Genomic DNA, 18,779 nt, shown 5'->3' with positions numbered 1-18,779 from the left:
ACTATGTTTCATAAAGAAGGAAAATTAATTATTATAGCCACGCTTGTATCCGCATTTATTCTAGCAGATTTTACTTATTTCTTGTACTTTATTTTCCCAGACATTCCTGGCAATGTATTACCTTGGATTCAGTACCCAATTTATGCGATTCTACTTTTCTTTGTTGTAATTGTATTACAGTTCTTTAGAAACCCTAAAAGACCTACCAAATTATCAGACAGTCATATTGTAGCACCTGTAGATGGTAAAGTAGTAGTAATTGAAGAGGTAGAAGAAAACGAATACTTTAAAGACAAAAGAATTCAGGTTTCTATTTTTATGAGTCCCTTAAATGTACACGTTACGCGTTACCCTTTAAGCGGATTGGTAAAATTTAGCAAGTACCATCCTGGTAAATTTTTAGTAGCATGGCACCCTAAAGCATCAGAAGAAAACGAAAGAACTACTATTGTTGTAGAAAACGAAACTTTTGGACCTGTATTGTACCGACAAATAGCTGGTGCATTGGCAAAAAGAATTGTTAACTACGCAAAAGAAGGAGAAAAAGTAACACAAGGAACAGATGCAGGTTTTATTAAATTTGGATCTCGTGTAGATATTTTCCTTCCTTTAGATGCTAAAATAAATGTATCTTTAGATCAGAAAGTAAAAGGAGCAGAAAATATAATTGCTACTTTATAAGAGTCCGCTTAGTTTATGGAAAACGATTCAGCATTAAAAAAACGTTTTAACAAAGCTGTGCATATAGCTTTAGATATGGAACCATTACCACCAGACGTAATGTTAGAGTTTTACGCCTATTTTAAACAAGCCACCAAAGGAGATAACTTTAGTTTTAATGCCAACATACAAAGTGATGTAAGAAACACTTTTAAGTTTAATGCTTGGATGCAGTTAAGGGGAATTTCTCCAGAAGAAGCTCAAGAAGAATACATTAAATTGGTAGAGAAATACACCAACCAAAAGATAGACTAATCAAATTACTTTTATTTATAAAGTGTCTAACCTTATTTTAAATTAATTTTAAGAACAAATTATAAATTAACAACATGAAAAAAATCGCTCTTATTTTATTAGCTGTTGTAACCTTAACAGCTTGTAAAGACCAAAAAAAAGAAGCTACAACAACTACCGATCCTAACACGGTTCAGCTAGATGCAGAAACTGTAATTGTAAACTGGGTAGGTTACAAATTTACCAACAAAACAGGAGTTAAAGGACAATTCCAAAAAGTTAACGTTACTGGTAATAAACCTGCAGCAACTTTAACAGAAGCTTTAAACGGTGTTGAATTCTCTATACCTGTAAGTAGTATTTTTAGTAACAACGGAGTTAGAGATGCTAAGTTAAAATCTTTATTCTTTGGTCTTATGGACAATACAGCATTGTTATCTGGTAAAGTAACTTCTGCTTCTGCTACTGGTGGAATTGTATCGTTAACAATGAACAACGAAACACACGACTTACCATTTACTTTAGAAACTCAGGGAAAAACATCTTACTTAAAAGCTACGTTAGATATTAATGCTTGGCATGCAGAAACAGCCTTGGCTTCTTTACACAAAGCATGCGAATTATTGCATACTGGAGAAGATGGTGTTAGTAAAACTTGGAACTTAGTAGACATAGATGCAGTATTGAATTTTAGATAATTCTACACACATAATTAGATAAAAAAGCTTCACATTTTGTGAAGCTTTTTTTATGGAAAAAACAGTGGCTAATTCTGTTTGTTTAGGCAAATATTTTTGCTGTTAAAATGGTACATTTATCACTAATTAAGAATGATAGATTTTAATTATTAGGAAGGTATGTATCCTAGAAAACACAAAGAATCTATACTCATAAATAAATTAGCTAAAATGAAAAAGCTTCTTGAAAAATTTAAAATGCTGGAAACTTTCGATTGTGAATTGAAAATTCAAAAAGAAACTTTCGTTTACGAATTTGAAAAAATTACCTCAAAAGGTTATTACTCACCTTTACTTATAATCCTTGATATTATCTCAAACTCTAAAAAACACTATGTAGGAGATATTAAACCTAATAGTTTTAAAATTAGAGAAAATTACAATATAGATAAATTACTTTCCAATTTTTTCACTATTGCAAAAGCTGAATTTGAACAAGAGAATAATACTTTAAATATCAAAACACTTATTCAAGGAATGGGAAGCTTACAACTTGTTATTAGGCTTGTCGTATTTTTTATCTACTTACTGACAATATTGTTATTAATCATTGAATCTTTTTTGATAGCTATTTCAGATGATAAAATTGAAATGAACTATTACTTACCACCTATTATCATTACCTTATTTATCTATTTTCTATGTGTACACCCCTATATAATGGCTAGAAATGGAATAAAAGAAATGAAAAATGATTTGGAAATAAAATATAGATTAATTGAAAAACTGAATAATGTTAAAATACTATAATACACTCCTACTTTTCTTTTTTGTTAATTTTTTATTTTCTCAAAATGCATTGAATACTAAAATTGAGGAAATAAAAAACTATGTAGCATCAATTAAAGAAGAAAATCTAAAAGAAATGTATCATGGCCATTTTGAACACAACATTCTAGAAATAAAAAAAGAGGTACTTGATTCTATTACAGACAACAAACGAAAACCTACTACCAATAACAACAATTCTAAGATTGTAAATATAGGAGGCAGCTACCTTCAAGCTTTCTCTAACAAAGAAAACGAATTGACTTTGGTAAAACAAAACGATGGAATTCGTAAAAATTACTTTATAGAGAAATATTATTATCTAAAGGGTAAATTAGTTTTTTGTAGCATCCGGAAAAACCTTTGGAAAGGACAAGAACTACTATGGAAGTCAGAGTATTATTTTGTGGATGACAAAATACACTTACAAAAATGTAAAAACACATCTAAGAATAAAGTAAACTACCTCAAAGAAATGAAAGAGAGAAAAAAAATCATTGAAATCAACCTTCCAAAAATCAAGTAATCACTTATCACCAAACTCCTATATTTTATTCCTATTTTTAAACTCTTCAAAACTGTTTGTCCTAAAATGAAAACCAAATTCCTTTCGTTGCTATTCTTTATAAGCTTAACAACTTTTGCAGAGAACAAAATAAAAGTCTATTTCGAAAAAACAAAAGGAGGTTACAATTTTTTTGTGAATAACGATGAGTACTGTCCGGGGAGCATTAAACTTCATTTTGATAAACTCATAAACCTGCAATCTTCTGCCAAGAACCCTCAAATTTTTGTGGTTCCCGCTAGAGTAGATCGTTTTTTAATCCTACGTCTTAAAATTAAAGACCCTGATAAAAAAAACAGTTTTCATTACAATACCAATTCCAACTGGGGAGATCACTTTAAAACAGACTACGATAAAGATTACCTGTATTCACTACCTTTTAAAAAAGGAATGAGGATTAAAATCAACCAAGGGTACAACGGAGCTTTTTCTCATAAAAACAAAAATGCATTGGATTTTGGTTTAAAAACAGGAACCCAAATTTTAGCTGCTAGAGAGGGAATTGTTATTAGAGTGGTAGAAAACAATAAGAAACACTGTACAGAAAAAGGTTGTGAGGAATTCAACAATTACATTACCATATATCATTCAGACGGAACCTTTGCAGAATACACCCACATAAAACAATATGGGGCTTGGGTTAAAGAAGGAGCCATTATTAAAAAAGGAGAGCTACTAGGACTTAGTGGGAACACAGGCTTTAGTTCTGGTCCGCACTTGCATTTTATTGTATATAGAAGACCTTTAGAAAAATCCATCAGCTTAAAAACTAAGTTTCTTATTAATGATGGTAAAAAAGCGGTGTATTTAAAAGAAGGGGAACATTATAGTAAGAATTATTAATTCTTAAAAGAGATGAATCTTAGCTAACATAAAACCATCAACAAAAACCACAATATAGGAATTCCCTCTACCCAAAAAGAAGCATAATACTTAGATTGCTGGCTGGTACTTTTCCATAGCAATAATAACAATACTAGGATTGTTATTACATGCTCCCACAGCCCTTGTGTGGTAAAAGTACAATAATGGACTCCTACAGAAACTAGGCTTAACACAAGACCTAAGAGCTTTGTTTTCTGCAAGCCCAACACCATAGGGATTGTTTTCACACTTTCTTTATCAAAATCTACATCTCTAATATCAAAAGGAAGGGTAAGGACTACAAAAATACTTTTGATATAGAATCCTTAATTTAAGTTTGAACTCTAATTAACGGCATTTATTGTATAAAATTATTATACTTATATCTTTGTTTAAAAAATTCCAATGAAACTACAAACCTCTTGTCCATCATGTAAAAAAAGTATCGGCATAAAATCTTGGGCACAAACCAGACCCGATTTAGAGATGGAAAAAGGAGAAGAGTTTGTGCTAAACTGTAAGTATTGTGCCACAAACCAGAAAATACATGTCAACGAAGTTGTAGCTGAAGTCAATTATATAATTATTGGAATAGGAATACTTTTAGGTCTTATTGCTACAATTGCACTTTGGAGATATGGATATATCAGTACATTGAGTGGGTTAATTCCTGTTTTGTTTTCGCAACAAGAACAAAGAGCTATTAAGACATTTAATTCCTACACTATCAGACGAAAATAGTAAAATACATACAACCTTAATACCTTATAAAACCATCAACAAAAACCACAATATAGGAATTCCCTCTACCCAAAAAGAAGCATAATACTTAGATTGCTGGCTGGTACTTTTCCATAGCAATAATAACAATACTAGGGTTGTTATTACATACTCCCACAGCCCTTGTGTGGTAAAAGTACAATAATGGACTCCTACAGAAACTAGGCTTAACACAAGACCTAAGAGCTTTGTTTTCTGTAAGCCCAATACCATAGGGATTGTTTTCACACTTTCTTTATCAAAATCTACATCTCTAATATCAAAAGGAAGGGTAAGGACTACTACAAATAGTAACAACTCTAGAAAAAACCACAAAGATTGCTTGTGTACCTCTAAAGGAAAGAACACCACTACCCCAGCCCACACTGTAGCTATAATAAATATTTTAAGTCCGGGTAGGTAGCGAATAGAGTAGCTACTCCCTTTTATTTTTATAAAACTAACGGCATATAAAAGTGTTAAAACTCCAAAAGGAAGCAATCGTAAAATCTGAGCTAGTTCTAAGTAGGTTAACAAGTACAAATTAACGCCTGTACTAACAAGTAACAACAACTGTATCAGTTTTTTATAAGTATTACTAAAGTGGTCTAACAAGTGAGCTTTACCATATTTGGTACGATTCATAAACCGAATAAAGTGATACGCAATAAACGTAGCACAAGCTAAAAATAAAGCTTCTAGCCTAACATTAACATGAAACAATTTTCCTGTTACTAAGGCAAAACAAGCCACCGCAAAAGACACATGCAGGTTACTGTAGATGTAAAACTCTGTTATTTTTTTCAACCAACTCATTTAAAACAATAGTTATCAACAAAATAGCGCTAAAAATTGATAATAACATTTTCTTAACATTTAGCGCAAAAAACATTTCATTGCGTATTTTTGTACTCGCTAAAATACGACTACTACTGAGTATGAAAACGGATGTTTTTTCACAAAGACACATAGGTTCTAGCGAGTTGGAACAAAATCAACTTTTAGAAGCCTTAAAACTAAACACTATTGATGAGTTAATCAACTTAACCATCCCAGAAAATATTCGATTGGAAAGAAATTTACAATTGGATGCTCCGATGAGTGAATATGAATACTTAAATCATATTCAACAACTCTCGGTAAAAAATCAGCTGTTTAGAAATTATATTGGATTGGGATACCACCCTACCATCACTCCTGGTGTTATCCAGAGAAATATTTTGGAAAATCCAGGTTGGTACACTGCCTACACTCCTTACCAAGCAGAAATTGCACAAGGTAGATTAGAGGCTTTGCTAAACTACCAAACCATGGTAACCGATTTAACAGGGATGGAGATTGCCAATGCTTCTTTATTAGACGAAGGAACTGCGGCTGCCGAAGCCATGCTTCTTTTGTTCAATACAAGAAGTAGAAACCAGAAAAAGAGCAACGCGTTACAGTTCTTTGTATCGGAGAATGTATTGCCACAAACATTAGATATTCTAGAAACACGTGCCACTCCATTAAACATAGAATTGATTATTGGAGATCACGACACTTTTGAGTTTACTACGGAAGTATTTGGAGCCTTGGTACAATACCCTGGTAAAAATGGTAAAGTAGTAGACTACACTAGTTTTGTAGCAAATGCAAACCAAGTAGAAGCTAGAGTTGCTGTTGCTGCAGACTTATTAAGTTTAACACTATTAACACCTCCTGGAGAATGGGGTGCCGATGTTGTAGTAGGAACTACACAGCGTTTTGGTATTCCAATGGGATACGGAGGGCCTCATGCGGCTTACTTTGCAACGAAAGAAGCTTATAAAAGATCTATTCCGGGACGTATTATTGGGGTAACCAAAGATATTGATGGAAACAGAGCTCTACGTATGGCTTTGCAAACCAGAGAGCAACATATTAAAAGAGAAAAAGCCACATCTAACATTTGTACTGCACAAGTTTTATTAGCAGTAATGGCAGGTATGTACGGTGTTTTCCATGGTCCAAAAGGATTAAAATACATTGCTCAGAATATTTTAAACAAAGCATACACCCTAAACCTAGCTATTAAAGAATTAGGTTTAGAACAAGTAAACCCTATCTTCTTTGATACGTTAAATATTACCGTACCATCTGCTAGTAAAGTAAAGGTATTGGCAGAGAATCAAAAGGTAAACTTCTTATACAATTCTGAATCGTCTGTTAGTGTTTCTATTAACGAAACTACCAACTTAGAAGACATCAACCAGATTATAGAAATTTTTGCCAATGCTATTGGTAAAGAAACAATTGTGTTAGATGCAATCCTACCTATAGAAGTAAAACCCGAATTTAACCGTACTAGCGACTATTTAAGTCACGAGGTATTTAACAAGCATCACTCAGAAACGGCTATGATGCGTTATATTAAGAAATTAGAGCGTAAAGACTTGTCTTTAAACCACTCTATGATTTCTTTAGGATCTTGTACCATGAAACTAAATGCTGCAAGTGAAATGCTACCGTTAAGTTGGCCAAACTGGGGGAATATTCACCCTTTTGTTCCTGTAGAGCAAGCGCAAGGATACCAAGAAATGTTAAAGGGTCTAGAAAAGGACTTAAACGAGATTACTGGTTTCTACGCTACTTCTTTACAACCAAATTCAGGAGCACAAGGAGAATATGCTGGTTTATTGGTGATTAAAGCATATCACGAATCTAGAGGAGATCACCATAGAAACATCTGTTTAATTCCATCTTCTGCACATGGTACCAACCCTGCTTCTGCTGTAATGGCTGGAATGAAAGTAGTGGTTACCAAAGCTACCGAAGAAGGAAATATAGACATTGATGACCTAAGAGAAAAGGCCTTGTTACACAAAGACAATTTATCTTGTTTAATGGTAACCTATCCTTCTACACATGGAGTATTTGAAAGAGGTATACAAGAAGTTACTCAGATTATTCACGATAACGGAGGACAAGTATACATGGACGGTGCTAATATGAATGCACAAGTTGGATTGACAAATCCTGCGGTTATTGGTGCTGATGTTTGTCACTTAAACCTACATAAAACTTTTGCCATTCCTCACGGAGGTGGAGGTCCTGGTGTAGGTCCTATTTGTGTGGTAGAGCACTTAGCTCCTTTCTTACCATCCAACCCAGTAATAGAAACTGGAGGAGATACCGCTATTAAAGCTGTGTCTGCGGCTCCTTGGGGTTCTGCATTAGTTTGTTTAATTTCTTATGGATATATTAAAATGTTAGGGGCTGATGGATTGAAAGCCGCTACAGAAAATGCCATTTTAAATGCCAACTACATTAAAAACAAATTAGAACCTGCTTTTGATATTTTATACACAGGTGAAAATGGTTTTTGTGCACACGAAATGATTGTGGACTTTAGACAGTTTAAAACCAAAGGAATAGAAGTTACAGATATTGCCAAAAGATTGATGGATTATGGTTTCCATGCTCCTACGGTATCTTTCCCTGTAGCGGGTACTATTATGATTGAACCTACGGAAAGCGAAAACAAAGAAGAACTAGATCAATTTATAAATGCACTACTAAGCATTAGAGAAGAAATTGACGAACTAGAACTACACAACGAAACTTCTGTGTTAAAAAATGCACCGCATACACAAAATTTATTAACTTCGGACGCTTGGAATTTTTCTTACTCAAGAAAAAAAGCCGCTTATCCTATGGATAATATCGTTGAAAATAAATTCTGGCCATCGGTTAGAAGAGTAGACGATGCGTTTGGAGACAGAAACTTAATATGTTCTTGTGAACCTATTGAGAGCTATATAGAGGCGTAAAAACTCCCACTTTTTTATGCTTTAGAAAAGGCAGCTTGTTTATTCAAGCTGCCTTTCGTTTTAATGGTATTTAAACTTGTTATCTAACCTATCGCATCCAACCTTCTACTATATAGTTTTTTTCAATTAGTTTATACTCTTCTCGATTATTTTCAGGAGCAAACCAAACCTCTATTCTAGCAACATAGTACTGTCCCCAATCTCCTTCATAGATAGTAAAATCCTTATTCACTAACGTAGATTCACCTTTAGCAACTTTCATCTTAGATCGATCTGTTAACCTTGGTACAGATAGCGGATCATTCTGGGTAATCTCAAACACTTTTAAATATACACTTCCATCTTGCTTTGGGGTATACCAAAACATATATTCATATATACCTGGTTGAAAAGAATTTATTAGTTCGAATCTTAAATCTGAAAAACTCGATTTCTTTAAATCTTCATATTCTTCTTTTGTTTTTAATTCTAGTGGTTTTTTAAACTCAATATTTTCAGGTATTTCTAAACGAACAGCATAAAAATCAGGGTCTGAAAAAGAAACTACAAACGATATAAAAAACAGAAAAAACCCAAATAAAAAACAAACTAAAACAGCATGCCAGTTTCGTCTATATATCTCGATAAAGAATAAAATAAATATTAAAAAAAGTGTAAGAGACATTAAAAAAGCACTGAATAATAATAAAAATTCAATCCTCAGAATAAAGCTAAGAATCAATATTAATAATGTCAACCCTGCTAAAATCATAATTCCTTTTAACTCAAAAAAAAGCTTTCTTAAAACACTAGAAATATTATTTTTCATAACTAATGCCTTTGTCAAATTGAAATTCTACCATAAAAACAGTTGCAATCCCCAAAGTATAACACAACACATCCAACCAAGAAAAGGTATTCCCCACCAGTACATCGGTCATTCTAGATTTCCCAATGCGTAAGATACTGAGTACATCTACCCACTGACAGACTTCTATTACATAGCAGAAAAACAACACCGCCATGGCTCCAGAAAAATAATAGGGCTTAAAAACAAACATTACAAATGTGTATATCAATACAGCTGCTAAATAATCGCCTACATAAAAACGTATAAAACCTGAGTTTAAATTTCGTTCTATTAAAAACTCTACTGTTAACAAAATAACGGCTAACACTAAATAAACTCCTCTCTTTTTAAATTTTACAATTCTTCCCATCTTACTTTTCTTGAAACAAACATTACAATTCCTAAAATCACAAACAAACCAATACTTCCAAACAACAAAGCATAGTTCTCTAACTGAATAATTACATACACAAAACCATACAAACCTGCCAAAGAACCTCCCACTAACAATGGAAATCTAAAGTTTTTAAAAATGGAGGTGGCATAGAGTGTAATCATGGTAAAAACAGCCAAAGATGAAACCCCGTAAGCCAGATTGAAATTACTGTGTTCTGAGATCGATAGCAGTAGTGTATAGAACATCACCAAGGCTACTCCAATCATTAAATATTGGAATACATGTATGTGAATTTTACTTAGGGTCTGAATTAGAAAGAAGGCCAAAAAGGTCAATCCAATAATTAAGATTCCGTATTTCGTGGTTCTTTGCGTTTGCTGATATTCATCCACAGGAACAATTAACCTCGTTCCAAAAGCAAATTCATATAGGCTTGGAAAACTGGCTAGGTACTTTTGAGAAAAAGGACGGTTGATGTCTAAGACCAGCCACTCAGCAGTAAAACCTTCATCAGTTATTTTTCTATCGTCTTTAGGTAAAAATTCCCCCACAAAACTTGGACTATGCCAATTAGATTTCATGGCAACCTTAGTGGTTTTACCAATAGGAATAAAGTTGATTTGCTCACTACCATTATACGCTACTTGCATTTCAAAATTAAGTCCTTTGCTCACCTCTTCTGCTGTACATCCTAACATAGCAGTATTCATTTCTACCAACTGCTTCCCTTTAAACTTTGCCACATTAGTAGCATTGGCTTCAAAAGGAAATTTTTCCTGATTAATTCCAATCGCCATTTCGCTCTTAATCCCTCTTAAATTGGTCGTTTTTATAATAATCCTTGATTTCTCCCAATGAATGTTTTTAGCCTCTATTCCCTTATCAGAAAAATCCAAGTTTTTAAAAGCTCCCTTAATATCTATTGCAGAAGAGAAAACCACCGACTCGTAATTACCAATACTCCTTGCTCTGGAATCTGCATTGGCATTGATTGTTAAATCATCAGGAAAGGCATACGCTTTCCTAATGATTTCGTTCACAACCTTTACTCTCTCTTTTTTCTCTATATCATATCTTTCTATTTCCTCAAAATGGGAATATTCCAACTCTAAAATAGGCCCGTAAATTAAGACCTCCTCTCCCCACCTACTGTTAATGTCTTTTACCACATCTTCACTCCTATGCTTACGCTCCTTAACCAAGTCGTTTACAAAACGTAGGGGAATCATTAACCCTATGATTAAAGCCCCTGTTAATAGCATTTTAGCCGTAATGCTATTCTTAAAACTGTCTTTTTGATTTTGCTCTTCCATAAAATTTATAGTATTGGATTGATAAATTGAATTTGTTCGAAATGCTGTATCCTTAGTGCTTCTAACGAAGTAGTTAGATGAACTTTGAAGTCTAATTTTTGAAAGCACTTAGATTTTTTTCCTAATAAGAAAGATTCCATGTAATAATCGTAATACTCAGGTAAAAGAATCGTTCCAATCACAACAGCTCCAATTGTAAAAAAATTCTTCCCCCCATTACCTAGTCTCAAATACTGTAAGGCTATTTCACTTTCTACTTCTGTATTGTAATTACACAATACATGAAAACAATCGTGTCTTTCCGCACTTGGAATTATATCTAGTCCGTTTTCATCTAAGAATTTACTTAAACAATTACCCAAGCTACCTTCTGGCATACATCTAAGTTTCTCTTTAGTAAATCCCCAAGGTCTTCTTTTTGATCTTAATACTTCTGTAAAAAAATCAGCTGTAAACTTAACCCCCACTGTAATTACTTTTTTCCTAAATTCTAAACTCATATTTCAATTTTAAAAGAACTTTGAATTTCAAAGTTAAAGTGTAAAAAAATTTATTTCCCTATTAATTTCTCCAATGCATGTATGTGCTTTTCAAATGCCAATCTTCCTTCTTTTGTAGCTCTATACTTGGTATTTGGTTTTCTCCCAACAAAAGACTTTTCTACAGTAATATAACCTGCTCCTTCTAATGCCTTAGAATGACTGGCTAAATTTCCGTCCGTAACCTCCAACAACTCTTTTAGAGTTTTAAAATCTGCAAAGTCATTTACTACTAATACAGACATCATCCCTAAACGAATTCTGTGATCAAAAATCTTATTTATGTTATTAATTAACCCCACTTCTATTGCTTATCGTATTTAAAATGCAAAATAAAACCATAAACTATATTTAACACACCAAAACCGAATATAAAAATCCAAAAACTATAATCTGGTAGTAGTAAATTCACAAAAGCAGTTAGAATCTCTAACAATCCCAAAGTTCTTATGTCTCCCAAAGTGTATTTAGATCCATTAATTAAGGTCAATCCGTAAAACAATAACATTAATGCACTTGTTAAACTATGCTCCATTCTGTGAAAAGTTAAAAACAAGAATAAACCACCAGAAAGAAACGGAATGCAAAAGTTGACTAGTAACCTTTTAGAAGTACTATTCCACACAGACTCATTACTCTTTTTAGCTTTTTTAATTGTTAGCAATAATAAAGTTCCTACACTTAATACAAACACCACAAATAAGATGCAAATAGCCTTTGTACTAATTACACCCAATCTTGGTAAGGTAAAACCAAAAGTAATCTCTTTTGTGTTTAAATACCAATATATAAATGCACCAATCAACAAATAACAACCCGCGAAAATCCCTGAGAACCCGCTAATTGATTTGAATTTAGATGATTTACTCATCATCTCTTTTATGTCTTGAATGTCTTTTAAACTACTTTCTCTTGTCATAATAAAGAACTTTGAAATACAAAGTAAAATATTTTTACGTAATGGAACAAATTTTTTTTTGAAAAAAAATTAAAAAAATAAAACCCGATATTCAACAAGGAAAATACAGCTAAAAAAACAACATAAAACCATAGATAACAGAACATTAACACAAAAACGTTTTACGCCTGCCATGAAATTCAGTCAGCACATTTTTAAAATCCGTTAAAATCTTTATTCCAAGCATTTAAAAAAGTTTTTTACTTATCCCTAAAGTCTTATTTTTGCTTGAAATTACGAAGTTAAATTACGTTTAAATACGTAGTTTTTAGTATAAATATTATTATTAATCATGAAAGAAATCACCAAAGAAACCTATATCAACTGGTATAGAGAAATGCTTTTCTGGAGAAAATTTGAAGACAAATTAGCTGCCGTTTACATTCAACAAAAAGTAAGAGGATTCTTACACCTTTACAACGGTCAAGAAGCTATTTTAGCAGGTTGTTTACACGTTATGGACTTAGAGCACGACAAAATGATTACTGCTTACCGTAACCACGTTCAACCTATTGGAATGGGAGTAGATCCTAAAAAAGTAATGGCTGAATTGTATGGAAAAGTAACTGGTACTTCTAAAGGTATGGGAGGTTCTATGCACATTTTCTCTAAAGAACACGGTTTTTATGGAGGACATGGTATTGTAGGAGGACAAATTCCATTAGGAGCTGGTATGGCATTTGGTGATAAATACCACGGAGTTCCTGGTGTTACTTTATGTTTTATGGGAGATGGTGCTGTACGTCAGGGATCTTTACATGAAACTTTTAACATGGCCATGAACTGGAAATTACCTGTAGTATTTGTTTGTGAAAACAACGGATATGCAATGGGTACTTCTGTAGAACGTACTGCCAACCACGAAGAAATTTGGAAGTTAGGTTTAGGATATGAAATGCCTTGTGGACCTGTAGATGGAATGGATCCTATTAAAGTTGCTGAGGCAATGGAAGAAGCTATTGATAGAGCTCGTAGAGGAGACGGACCTACTTTCTTAGAAATGAAAACTTACCGTTATAGAGGTCACTCTATGTCTGATGCACAACACTACCGTACAAAAGACGAAGTTGCTGAATACAAAAAAATTGACCCTATTACACAAGTTTTAGATGTAATTAAGGAACAAGAGTATTTAACAGAAGACGAAATCAAAACAATTGATAAGGAAGTTAAAGCTAAAGTTGCTGAGTGCGAAAAATTTGCTGAGGAATCTCCATTCCCAGACAAACAACAATTGTACGATATGGTATACGAGCAAGAAAATTACCCATTTGTTAAACATAAATAATCCATATATATAATGGCTACTATAATTAATATGCCTCGTTTGAGCGACACCATGGAAGAAGGTGTAATTGCTCAATGGCTTAAAAAAGTTGGAGATAAAATTGAAGAAGGTGACATTTTAGCTGAAATCGAAACAGATAAGGCTACTATGGAATTTGAATCGTTTAACGAAGGGACATTATTACACATAGGTTTACCAGAAGGTGAAACTGCCCCTGTAGATTCTTTAATCGCTATTATTGGTGAAGAAGGTGAAGATATTTCTGGATTATTAGGTGGTGAAGCTCCTGCTGCACCAGCTGCTGAGGCTGCACCTACAGAAGCTCCAGTTGAGGAAGCTGCTCCTGCAGCACCAGCTGCTGCTGCTATTCCTGAGGGAGTAATTGTGGTTACAATGCCTCGTTTAAGTGATACAATGACAGACGGTACTATTGCTTCTTGGTTAAAGAACGTAGGAGATACTGTTGAAGAAGGAGATATTTTAGCTGAAATTGAAACAGATAAAGCTACTATGGAGTTTGAATCTTTCAACGCTGGTACTTTATTACACATAGGTTTAGAAGCTGGTGCTTCTGCTCCTGTAGATTCTTTAATTGCAATTATTGGTGAAGCTGGAACTGATGTTTCTGCTGTTGCTGCTAACTTTAGTGCTGCTCCTGCTGCTGCAGAAGCTCCTGCACCTGCAAAAGAAGAACCAAAAGCTGCTGCTCCTGCACCAAAAGCAGAGGCTCCAAAGGCTGCTGCTCCTACTGCTACTAAAAAAGTAAGTGCTATCAATTCTGAAAACGGACGTATTGTTGCTTCTCCTTTAGCGAAAGCATTGGCTGAAGAAAAAGGAATTAATTTAGCAAAAGTTGTAGGAACTGGAGAAGGAGGAAGAATTGTAAAAGTAGATATTGAAAACTACGTTCCTGCTGTTGAAGCTGCTCCTGCTGCTGCACCAGTTGCTGCTGCTCCTGTTGGAGAAGTAAGCCAATCGGAAGTTAAAAACTCTAGCATGCGTAAAGCAATTGCTAAAGCTTTAGATAAATCTCAGACTGAAAATGTAAACTTTACAATCAGTATGGATGTTGATATGAGCAACGCAATGGCATCTCGTAAAATTATTAACGATTTACCAGATACTAAAGTTTCTTTTAACGACATGGTAGTGAAAGCTACTGCTATGGCATTAAAACAACACCCACAAATTAATACTGAGTGGACTGCAGACAAAACTATATACAACGCGCATATTGCTATTGGTGTAGCAGTTGCTATTGAAGACGGTTTAGTAGTACCTGTAATTCCTTTTACAGATACAAAGAGCTTAACTCAGATTGGTGCTGAAGTAAAAGACTTAGCTATTAAAGCTAAAAAGAAGAAATTAACTCCTGCAGAAATGTCTGGAAGTACTTTCACTGTATCTAACTTAGGAATGTTTGGTGTAGATAACTTTACTTCTATTATTAACCAGCCTAACTCGGCTATTTTATCTGTTGGTGGAATTAAACAAAAGCCAGTTGTTAAAAATGGAGAGATTGTAGTTGGTAACATAATGAACTTAACGTTATCTTGTGACCACAGAACTATTGACGGTGCTGTTGGTGCTGCATTCTTAAACACGTTAAAGCAATTTATTGAGAACCCAGTGACTATGATCGCTTAATCATCTCAATTAATTTATAATATAAAAATGCCTCTGAGTTTTCAGAGGCATTTTTTTTGTTACTTACACTACCCTACATTTAGATAGTATTTTTTATATCTTACCTCTCCTTTTATTCTGAAAACAAACTTTTACACTATGATTAAGTTCCTTACTAAAATACTTCTTTGTATTTCCTTTCTCTTTTTGACTTCATGTAATTCCAAACCCAAAAACATTTCCGTTTACGCAACTCCTGAATTAATAGCTAAAGTGCAATACGGTATTGAAAAGTTAAAAGAACAATTAAAATCGGATGAAATTGAATTGACTTTTACCGAAAATAGAAAAGAAGCCCTATTAGTACTCATTAAAAGCGAAAAAAACGCTGATAATGATGGTTATATATTCTTTAAAAAAGAGCAACAAGCCAATCTTTTAGCCAACAATCAACGTGGCTTTATCTATGGATTGCAATATATCTCAGAGCAATTACAACAGGGAATTGAATGGAATGATTTAGATGAAAAAGAAATAGAGGCTCATTATGGTTTTAGAGCCATTAAGTTTAACCTCCCTTGGCATTCTTATAGAAAAGGAAAGCACCTTTCTCTGCATTATGATACCTGCAAAGACTTAAAATTCTGGGAATCTTTCTTAGATATGATGTCTGAAAACAAATTCAATGTACTATCATTATGGAATTTACATCCCTATATCTATATGGTGGAATCTGATAAATTTCCAAAAGCTAGATCATTTACAGCAGAAGAAATGGCAGCATGGAAATCTTTCTTTAAAAGTCTTTTTAAGATGGCTAAAGATAGAGGTATTGAAACATATGTATTCAACTGGAACATTTTTGTTTCTGATGAATTTAGTGATGCTTACAATGTTAGTACTAACGCTAAAACAAGTATACGTCACAATTTCTGGGGATCTGGGGAAACCAATCAAATGTTAGAAGAATATACGCGTGAAATGGTCACCAAAACTATTAATGAATACGAAGATTTAACCGGTATAGGAATCACTTTAGGTGAACGTATGGGGGGAATGACTTCTGAACAGAGAAAAGATTGGATTGATAGAACCATGGTGCAAGCCATTAAAGATGCTAATAGAGAGGTTAAATTATTCTATAGAGCTCCCCTATCCGCTGGTTTAACAAGTCATGGTGCTGTGAGTAAGTCTACTGAAATTTTAACTCGTGAAGCGATCGAAAATATCAACCTAAAAAACGATGTCCATCTTGGATTTAAATTCAACTGGTCTCACGGTCATTCATCACCTAAACTATGTATTGTACATGGTGGAATTTTAACTGATACTTACTGGGATCCTAAACCAACCAACTACAAAGGAGTTTATACAGTTAGAAACGAGGACTTCTTTATGCTAAGATGGGCACAACCTGATTTTATTCGTGAATATTTAAATCATAACAGTCAAGATTATATTGGAGGTGCCATTATTGGTTCTGAAACCTACATACCTGCAAAAGATTTTATAACTAAAGACGAACATCGTTCTTGGAATTACGCTTTTGAAAGGCAATGGCTCTTCTATAAAGTTTGGGGTAACTTATTATACAACAATAAAACCCCAGATTCTTATTTTGAGGCTGCGTTAAACCAAAAATTTGGTATTACTAAATCTTCAGACTTACTTAAGGGCTGGAAATTAAGTTCTATGAATGCAAATCGTTTTGCTACTTTCTATCAAGGAAAATCTGATGGTACACTTTATACGGAAGGCTTTTTCGCAAAAGGAAAATTCATCAATATCAATGAATTTATTGAACACCCTGTTTTAGATTCTAGCTATGTAAACATTAAAGATTTTGTTGCTAACAAATGTAACGAAACACAAACTACTCCTCTACAACTAGCAGAAACTACTGAAAAAGAAAGTGTAAAAGCTCTGGAAATAGCTGCATTGCTAAAAGAAAAATATTCTAACAATAAACTATTACAAATTGAATTGAATGACATTGAAGCTTGGAGCTACTTTGGCTTGTATTTTGCTTCTAAAATAAAAGCAGGGGTTGCATTGGAAACTTATAGGCAAAAAGGAAACAAAGCAAAACAACAAGAAGCCATAGAATACCTGGAGAAAGGATTACAACATTGGATCGACTATTCCGAAAAACTAGCCGTTTATAACAATGCAAGTGTGCCTAATATATTTCGAAAATCTTTTTCTTTTAGGAAACAGATTAATGCAATTAAAAAGGACATATTAACTGCTAAAGAAGCCAACAAATAAATTAAAAAAAATCAGTTTTTAGTATATATTTACATCACCAAAATAATATCAATAATTCATTATGAACATTAAACATATTGCCATTCTTACTTTAGGAGTTTTAGCGTTTAGCTGTAACAAAGCACCTCAACCAGCAAGTATAGAAGGTACCATAAAAAACTTACCTGATTATATTAACGAGATTACACTGCAATCTGAAAACGGACAAAAAACCATTGCTATTAAAGAGGGTTCTTTTAAAGACACTATTAGCTTTAACAGCGAATTGGTTTTTCTAAGATTAGGAAGTTTTGGAAAAATGCTATTCTTAGACAAAGACTATCATTTAGCCATTAATGCAGATGCCAACGATTTTAACAAAACTATTTCTTATTCTGGAGTAGGTGCTAAAGAAAACAGCTACATCAACGAAAGAGAAAAAATATCTGGAAAAATATTTCCAATATTAGATAGCCTAAATGGTTTGGATACGGATGCGTTTGATGCATACACTACTAAAATTGAAAAGGAACTAAATGATTTATTAGCTCAAAACAGTCAGATTGATAGTCACTTAAAAGAAATGGAACAAGAAGGTCTTTCTTCATTTGTTAATGGGCTTAAAGAGCAATATAAAAAAGCAAACAAAGTATATCCATCTTTGGAAGCTGGAGCTCCATCTCCCGTTTTTAATGACCTAGAGAACTACAAAGGAGGAACAACTTCTTTAAAAGATTTAGCAGGGAATTATGTGTATATAGACATTTGGGCAACTTGGTGTAATCCATGTTTGGCACAAATACCTTATCTACAGAAACTAGAAGAGAAATTCCATGGTAAGAAAATAAAATTTGTAAGTCTTTCTATAGACAACCCTAACGCTAAAGGAAAATGGAAACAAATGATTGCCAACAAAAACATGGGGGGAATTCAGCTTTTTGCCAACGGCCCTCTCTCTTTTGTAGATGATTACCAGGTTTCTGGAATTCCTCGTTTTATTTTATTAGATAAAAAAGGAAATATTATAAATGCAAACGCACCAAGACCATCGGATCCTGAGTTTGAAAAGTACTTGGCTAAGTTGTTGAAATAAGCATTTTGTATTAAAACATAAAAAAGGAATTAGTAAATACTAATTCCTTTTTTT

Annotated in this window: 19 protein-coding genes; 12 read left to right on the top strand and 7 right to left on the bottom strand. The window is 33.4% G+C overall.

The genetic code is table 11. From position 1 onward, the window contains the following. The first annotated feature begins 3 nt into the window (after positions 1 to 3). The 7 genes from ACXHHC_RS16665 (at position 4) to ACXHHC_RS16635 (ending at position 4,629) form a co-directional block, all read left to right on the top strand. Positions 4 to 681, top strand: a complete 678-nt coding sequence (locus tag ACXHHC_RS16665; RefSeq protein ID WP_458227496.1) for a phosphatidylserine decarboxylase family protein — start codon at positions 4 to 6, stop codon at positions 679 to 681. Between the two features lie 15 nt (positions 682 to 696). Beyond that, entirely contained in the window at positions 697 to 975 is a 279-nt protein-coding gene (locus ACXHHC_RS16660) for an acyl-CoA-binding protein (protein ID WP_458227495.1), read from the top strand. A 74-nt stretch (positions 976 to 1,049) separates the two neighbouring features. Continuing rightward, positions 1,050 to 1,652: a YceI family protein gene (locus ACXHHC_RS16655; RefSeq protein WP_458227494.1), complete on the top strand. Its 603-nt coding sequence runs from the start codon at positions 1,050 to 1,052 to the stop codon at positions 1,650 to 1,652. 210 nt (positions 1,653 to 1,862) lie between these two features. Continuing rightward, positions 1,863 to 2,441, top strand: coding sequence for a hypothetical protein (locus tag ACXHHC_RS16650; RefSeq protein ID WP_458227493.1), 579 nt, complete (start codon positions 1,863 to 1,865; stop codon positions 2,439 to 2,441). Positions 2,442 to 2,490: 49 nt separating this feature from the next. Beyond that, a complete protein-coding gene (locus tag ACXHHC_RS16645) occupies positions 2,491 to 2,985 on the top strand; it encodes a hypothetical protein (protein WP_458227492.1) in 495 nt (164 codons plus the stop codon). 66 nt (positions 2,986 to 3,051) lie between these two features. Continuing rightward, entirely contained in the window at positions 3,052 to 3,867 is an 816-nt protein-coding gene (locus ACXHHC_RS16640; RefSeq protein WP_458227491.1) for a M23 family metallopeptidase, read from the top strand. Positions 3,868 to 4,293: 426 nt separating this feature from the next. Continuing rightward, a complete protein-coding gene (locus ACXHHC_RS16635) occupies positions 4,294 to 4,629 on the top strand; it encodes a hypothetical protein (protein ID WP_458227490.1) in 336 nt (111 codons plus the stop codon). A 24-nt stretch (positions 4,630 to 4,653) separates the two neighbouring features. On the opposite strand, the gene ACXHHC_RS16630 is transcribed toward ACXHHC_RS16635, so the two are convergent. Further along, positions 4,654 to 5,463, bottom strand: coding sequence for a hypothetical protein (locus tag ACXHHC_RS16630; RefSeq protein ID WP_458227489.1), 810 nt, complete (start codon positions 5,461 to 5,463; stop codon positions 4,654 to 4,656). A gap of 122 nt (positions 5,464 to 5,585) precedes the next feature. Here ACXHHC_RS16630 and gcvP point away from each other — a divergent pair, with 122 nt between their 5' ends. Further along, positions 5,586 to 8,435: an aminomethyl-transferring glycine dehydrogenase gene (gene gcvP, locus ACXHHC_RS16625; RefSeq protein ID WP_458227488.1), complete on the top strand. Its 2,850-nt coding sequence runs from the start codon at positions 5,586 to 5,588 to the stop codon at positions 8,433 to 8,435. A gap of 88 nt (positions 8,436 to 8,523) precedes the next feature. Here the strand turns inward: gcvP and ACXHHC_RS16620 are convergent, their stop codons facing one another. From ACXHHC_RS16620 to ACXHHC_RS16595, 6 genes are read right to left on the bottom strand one after another with little or no spacing between them, the layout of a single operon-like run. Next, positions 8,524 to 9,243 carry a hypothetical protein gene (locus ACXHHC_RS16620; RefSeq protein WP_458227487.1) on the bottom strand — a complete coding sequence of 240 codons (720 nt, stop codon included), beginning with the start codon at positions 9,241 to 9,243 and terminating at the stop codon, positions 8,524 to 8,526. Continuing rightward, positions 9,233 to 9,634: a ribosomal maturation YjgA family protein gene (locus ACXHHC_RS16615; RefSeq protein WP_458227486.1), complete on the bottom strand. Its 402-nt coding sequence runs from the start codon at positions 9,632 to 9,634 to the stop codon at positions 9,233 to 9,235. The genes ACXHHC_RS16620 and ACXHHC_RS16615 overlap by 11 nt, the downstream gene beginning before the upstream one ends. Beyond that, positions 9,619 to 10,974, bottom strand: coding sequence for a cell envelope integrity protein CreD (creD, locus tag ACXHHC_RS16610; protein WP_458227485.1), 1,356 nt, complete (start codon positions 10,972 to 10,974; stop codon positions 9,619 to 9,621). Before creD ends, ACXHHC_RS16615 begins: the two co-directional genes overlap by 16 nt. 5 nt (positions 10,975 to 10,979) lie before the next feature. After that, a complete protein-coding gene (locus ACXHHC_RS16605) occupies positions 10,980 to 11,474 on the bottom strand; it encodes a Coq4 family protein (protein WP_458227484.1) in 495 nt (164 codons plus the stop codon). Between the two features lie 50 nt (positions 11,475 to 11,524). After that, a complete protein-coding gene (locus ACXHHC_RS16600; RefSeq protein ID WP_458227483.1) occupies positions 11,525 to 11,815 on the bottom strand; it encodes a winged helix-turn-helix domain-containing protein in 291 nt (96 codons plus the stop codon). A 2-nt stretch (positions 11,816 to 11,817) separates the two neighbouring features. Continuing rightward, positions 11,818 to 12,432, bottom strand: coding sequence for a hypothetical protein (locus ACXHHC_RS16595; RefSeq protein ID WP_458227482.1), 615 nt, complete (start codon positions 12,430 to 12,432; stop codon positions 11,818 to 11,820). Between the two features lie 331 nt (positions 12,433 to 12,763). Between ACXHHC_RS16595 and pdhA the strand changes: the two genes are divergently transcribed. The 4 genes from pdhA to ACXHHC_RS16575 all read left to right on the top strand — a co-directional run bounded on the left by pdhA (position 12,764) and on the right by ACXHHC_RS16575 (position 18,725). After that, positions 12,764 to 13,759, top strand: coding sequence for a pyruvate dehydrogenase (acetyl-transferring) E1 component subunit alpha (gene pdhA / locus ACXHHC_RS16590; protein ID WP_458227481.1), 996 nt, complete (start codon positions 12,764 to 12,766; stop codon positions 13,757 to 13,759). Positions 13,760 to 13,771: 12 nt separating this feature from the next. Continuing rightward, a complete protein-coding gene (locus ACXHHC_RS16585) occupies positions 13,772 to 15,406 on the top strand; it encodes a 2-oxo acid dehydrogenase subunit E2 (RefSeq protein WP_458227480.1) in 1,635 nt (544 codons plus the stop codon). Positions 15,407 to 15,544: 138 nt separating this feature from the next. Beyond that, positions 15,545 to 17,653, top strand: a complete 2,109-nt coding sequence (locus ACXHHC_RS16580) for a hypothetical protein (RefSeq protein ID WP_458227479.1) — start codon at positions 15,545 to 15,547, stop codon at positions 17,651 to 17,653. A gap of 61 nt (positions 17,654 to 17,714) precedes the next feature. After that, a complete protein-coding gene (locus ACXHHC_RS16575; protein ID WP_458227478.1) occupies positions 17,715 to 18,725 on the top strand; it encodes a TlpA family protein disulfide reductase in 1,011 nt (336 codons plus the stop codon). The last annotated feature ends 54 nt before the right edge of the window (positions 18,726 to 18,779 follow it).

Source organism: Wenyingzhuangia sp. IMCC45574 (assembly GCF_054182685.1).
The sequence above is the reverse complement of the archived record's forward strand: the minus strand, read 5'-3'. Positions and strand labels throughout refer to the sequence as shown.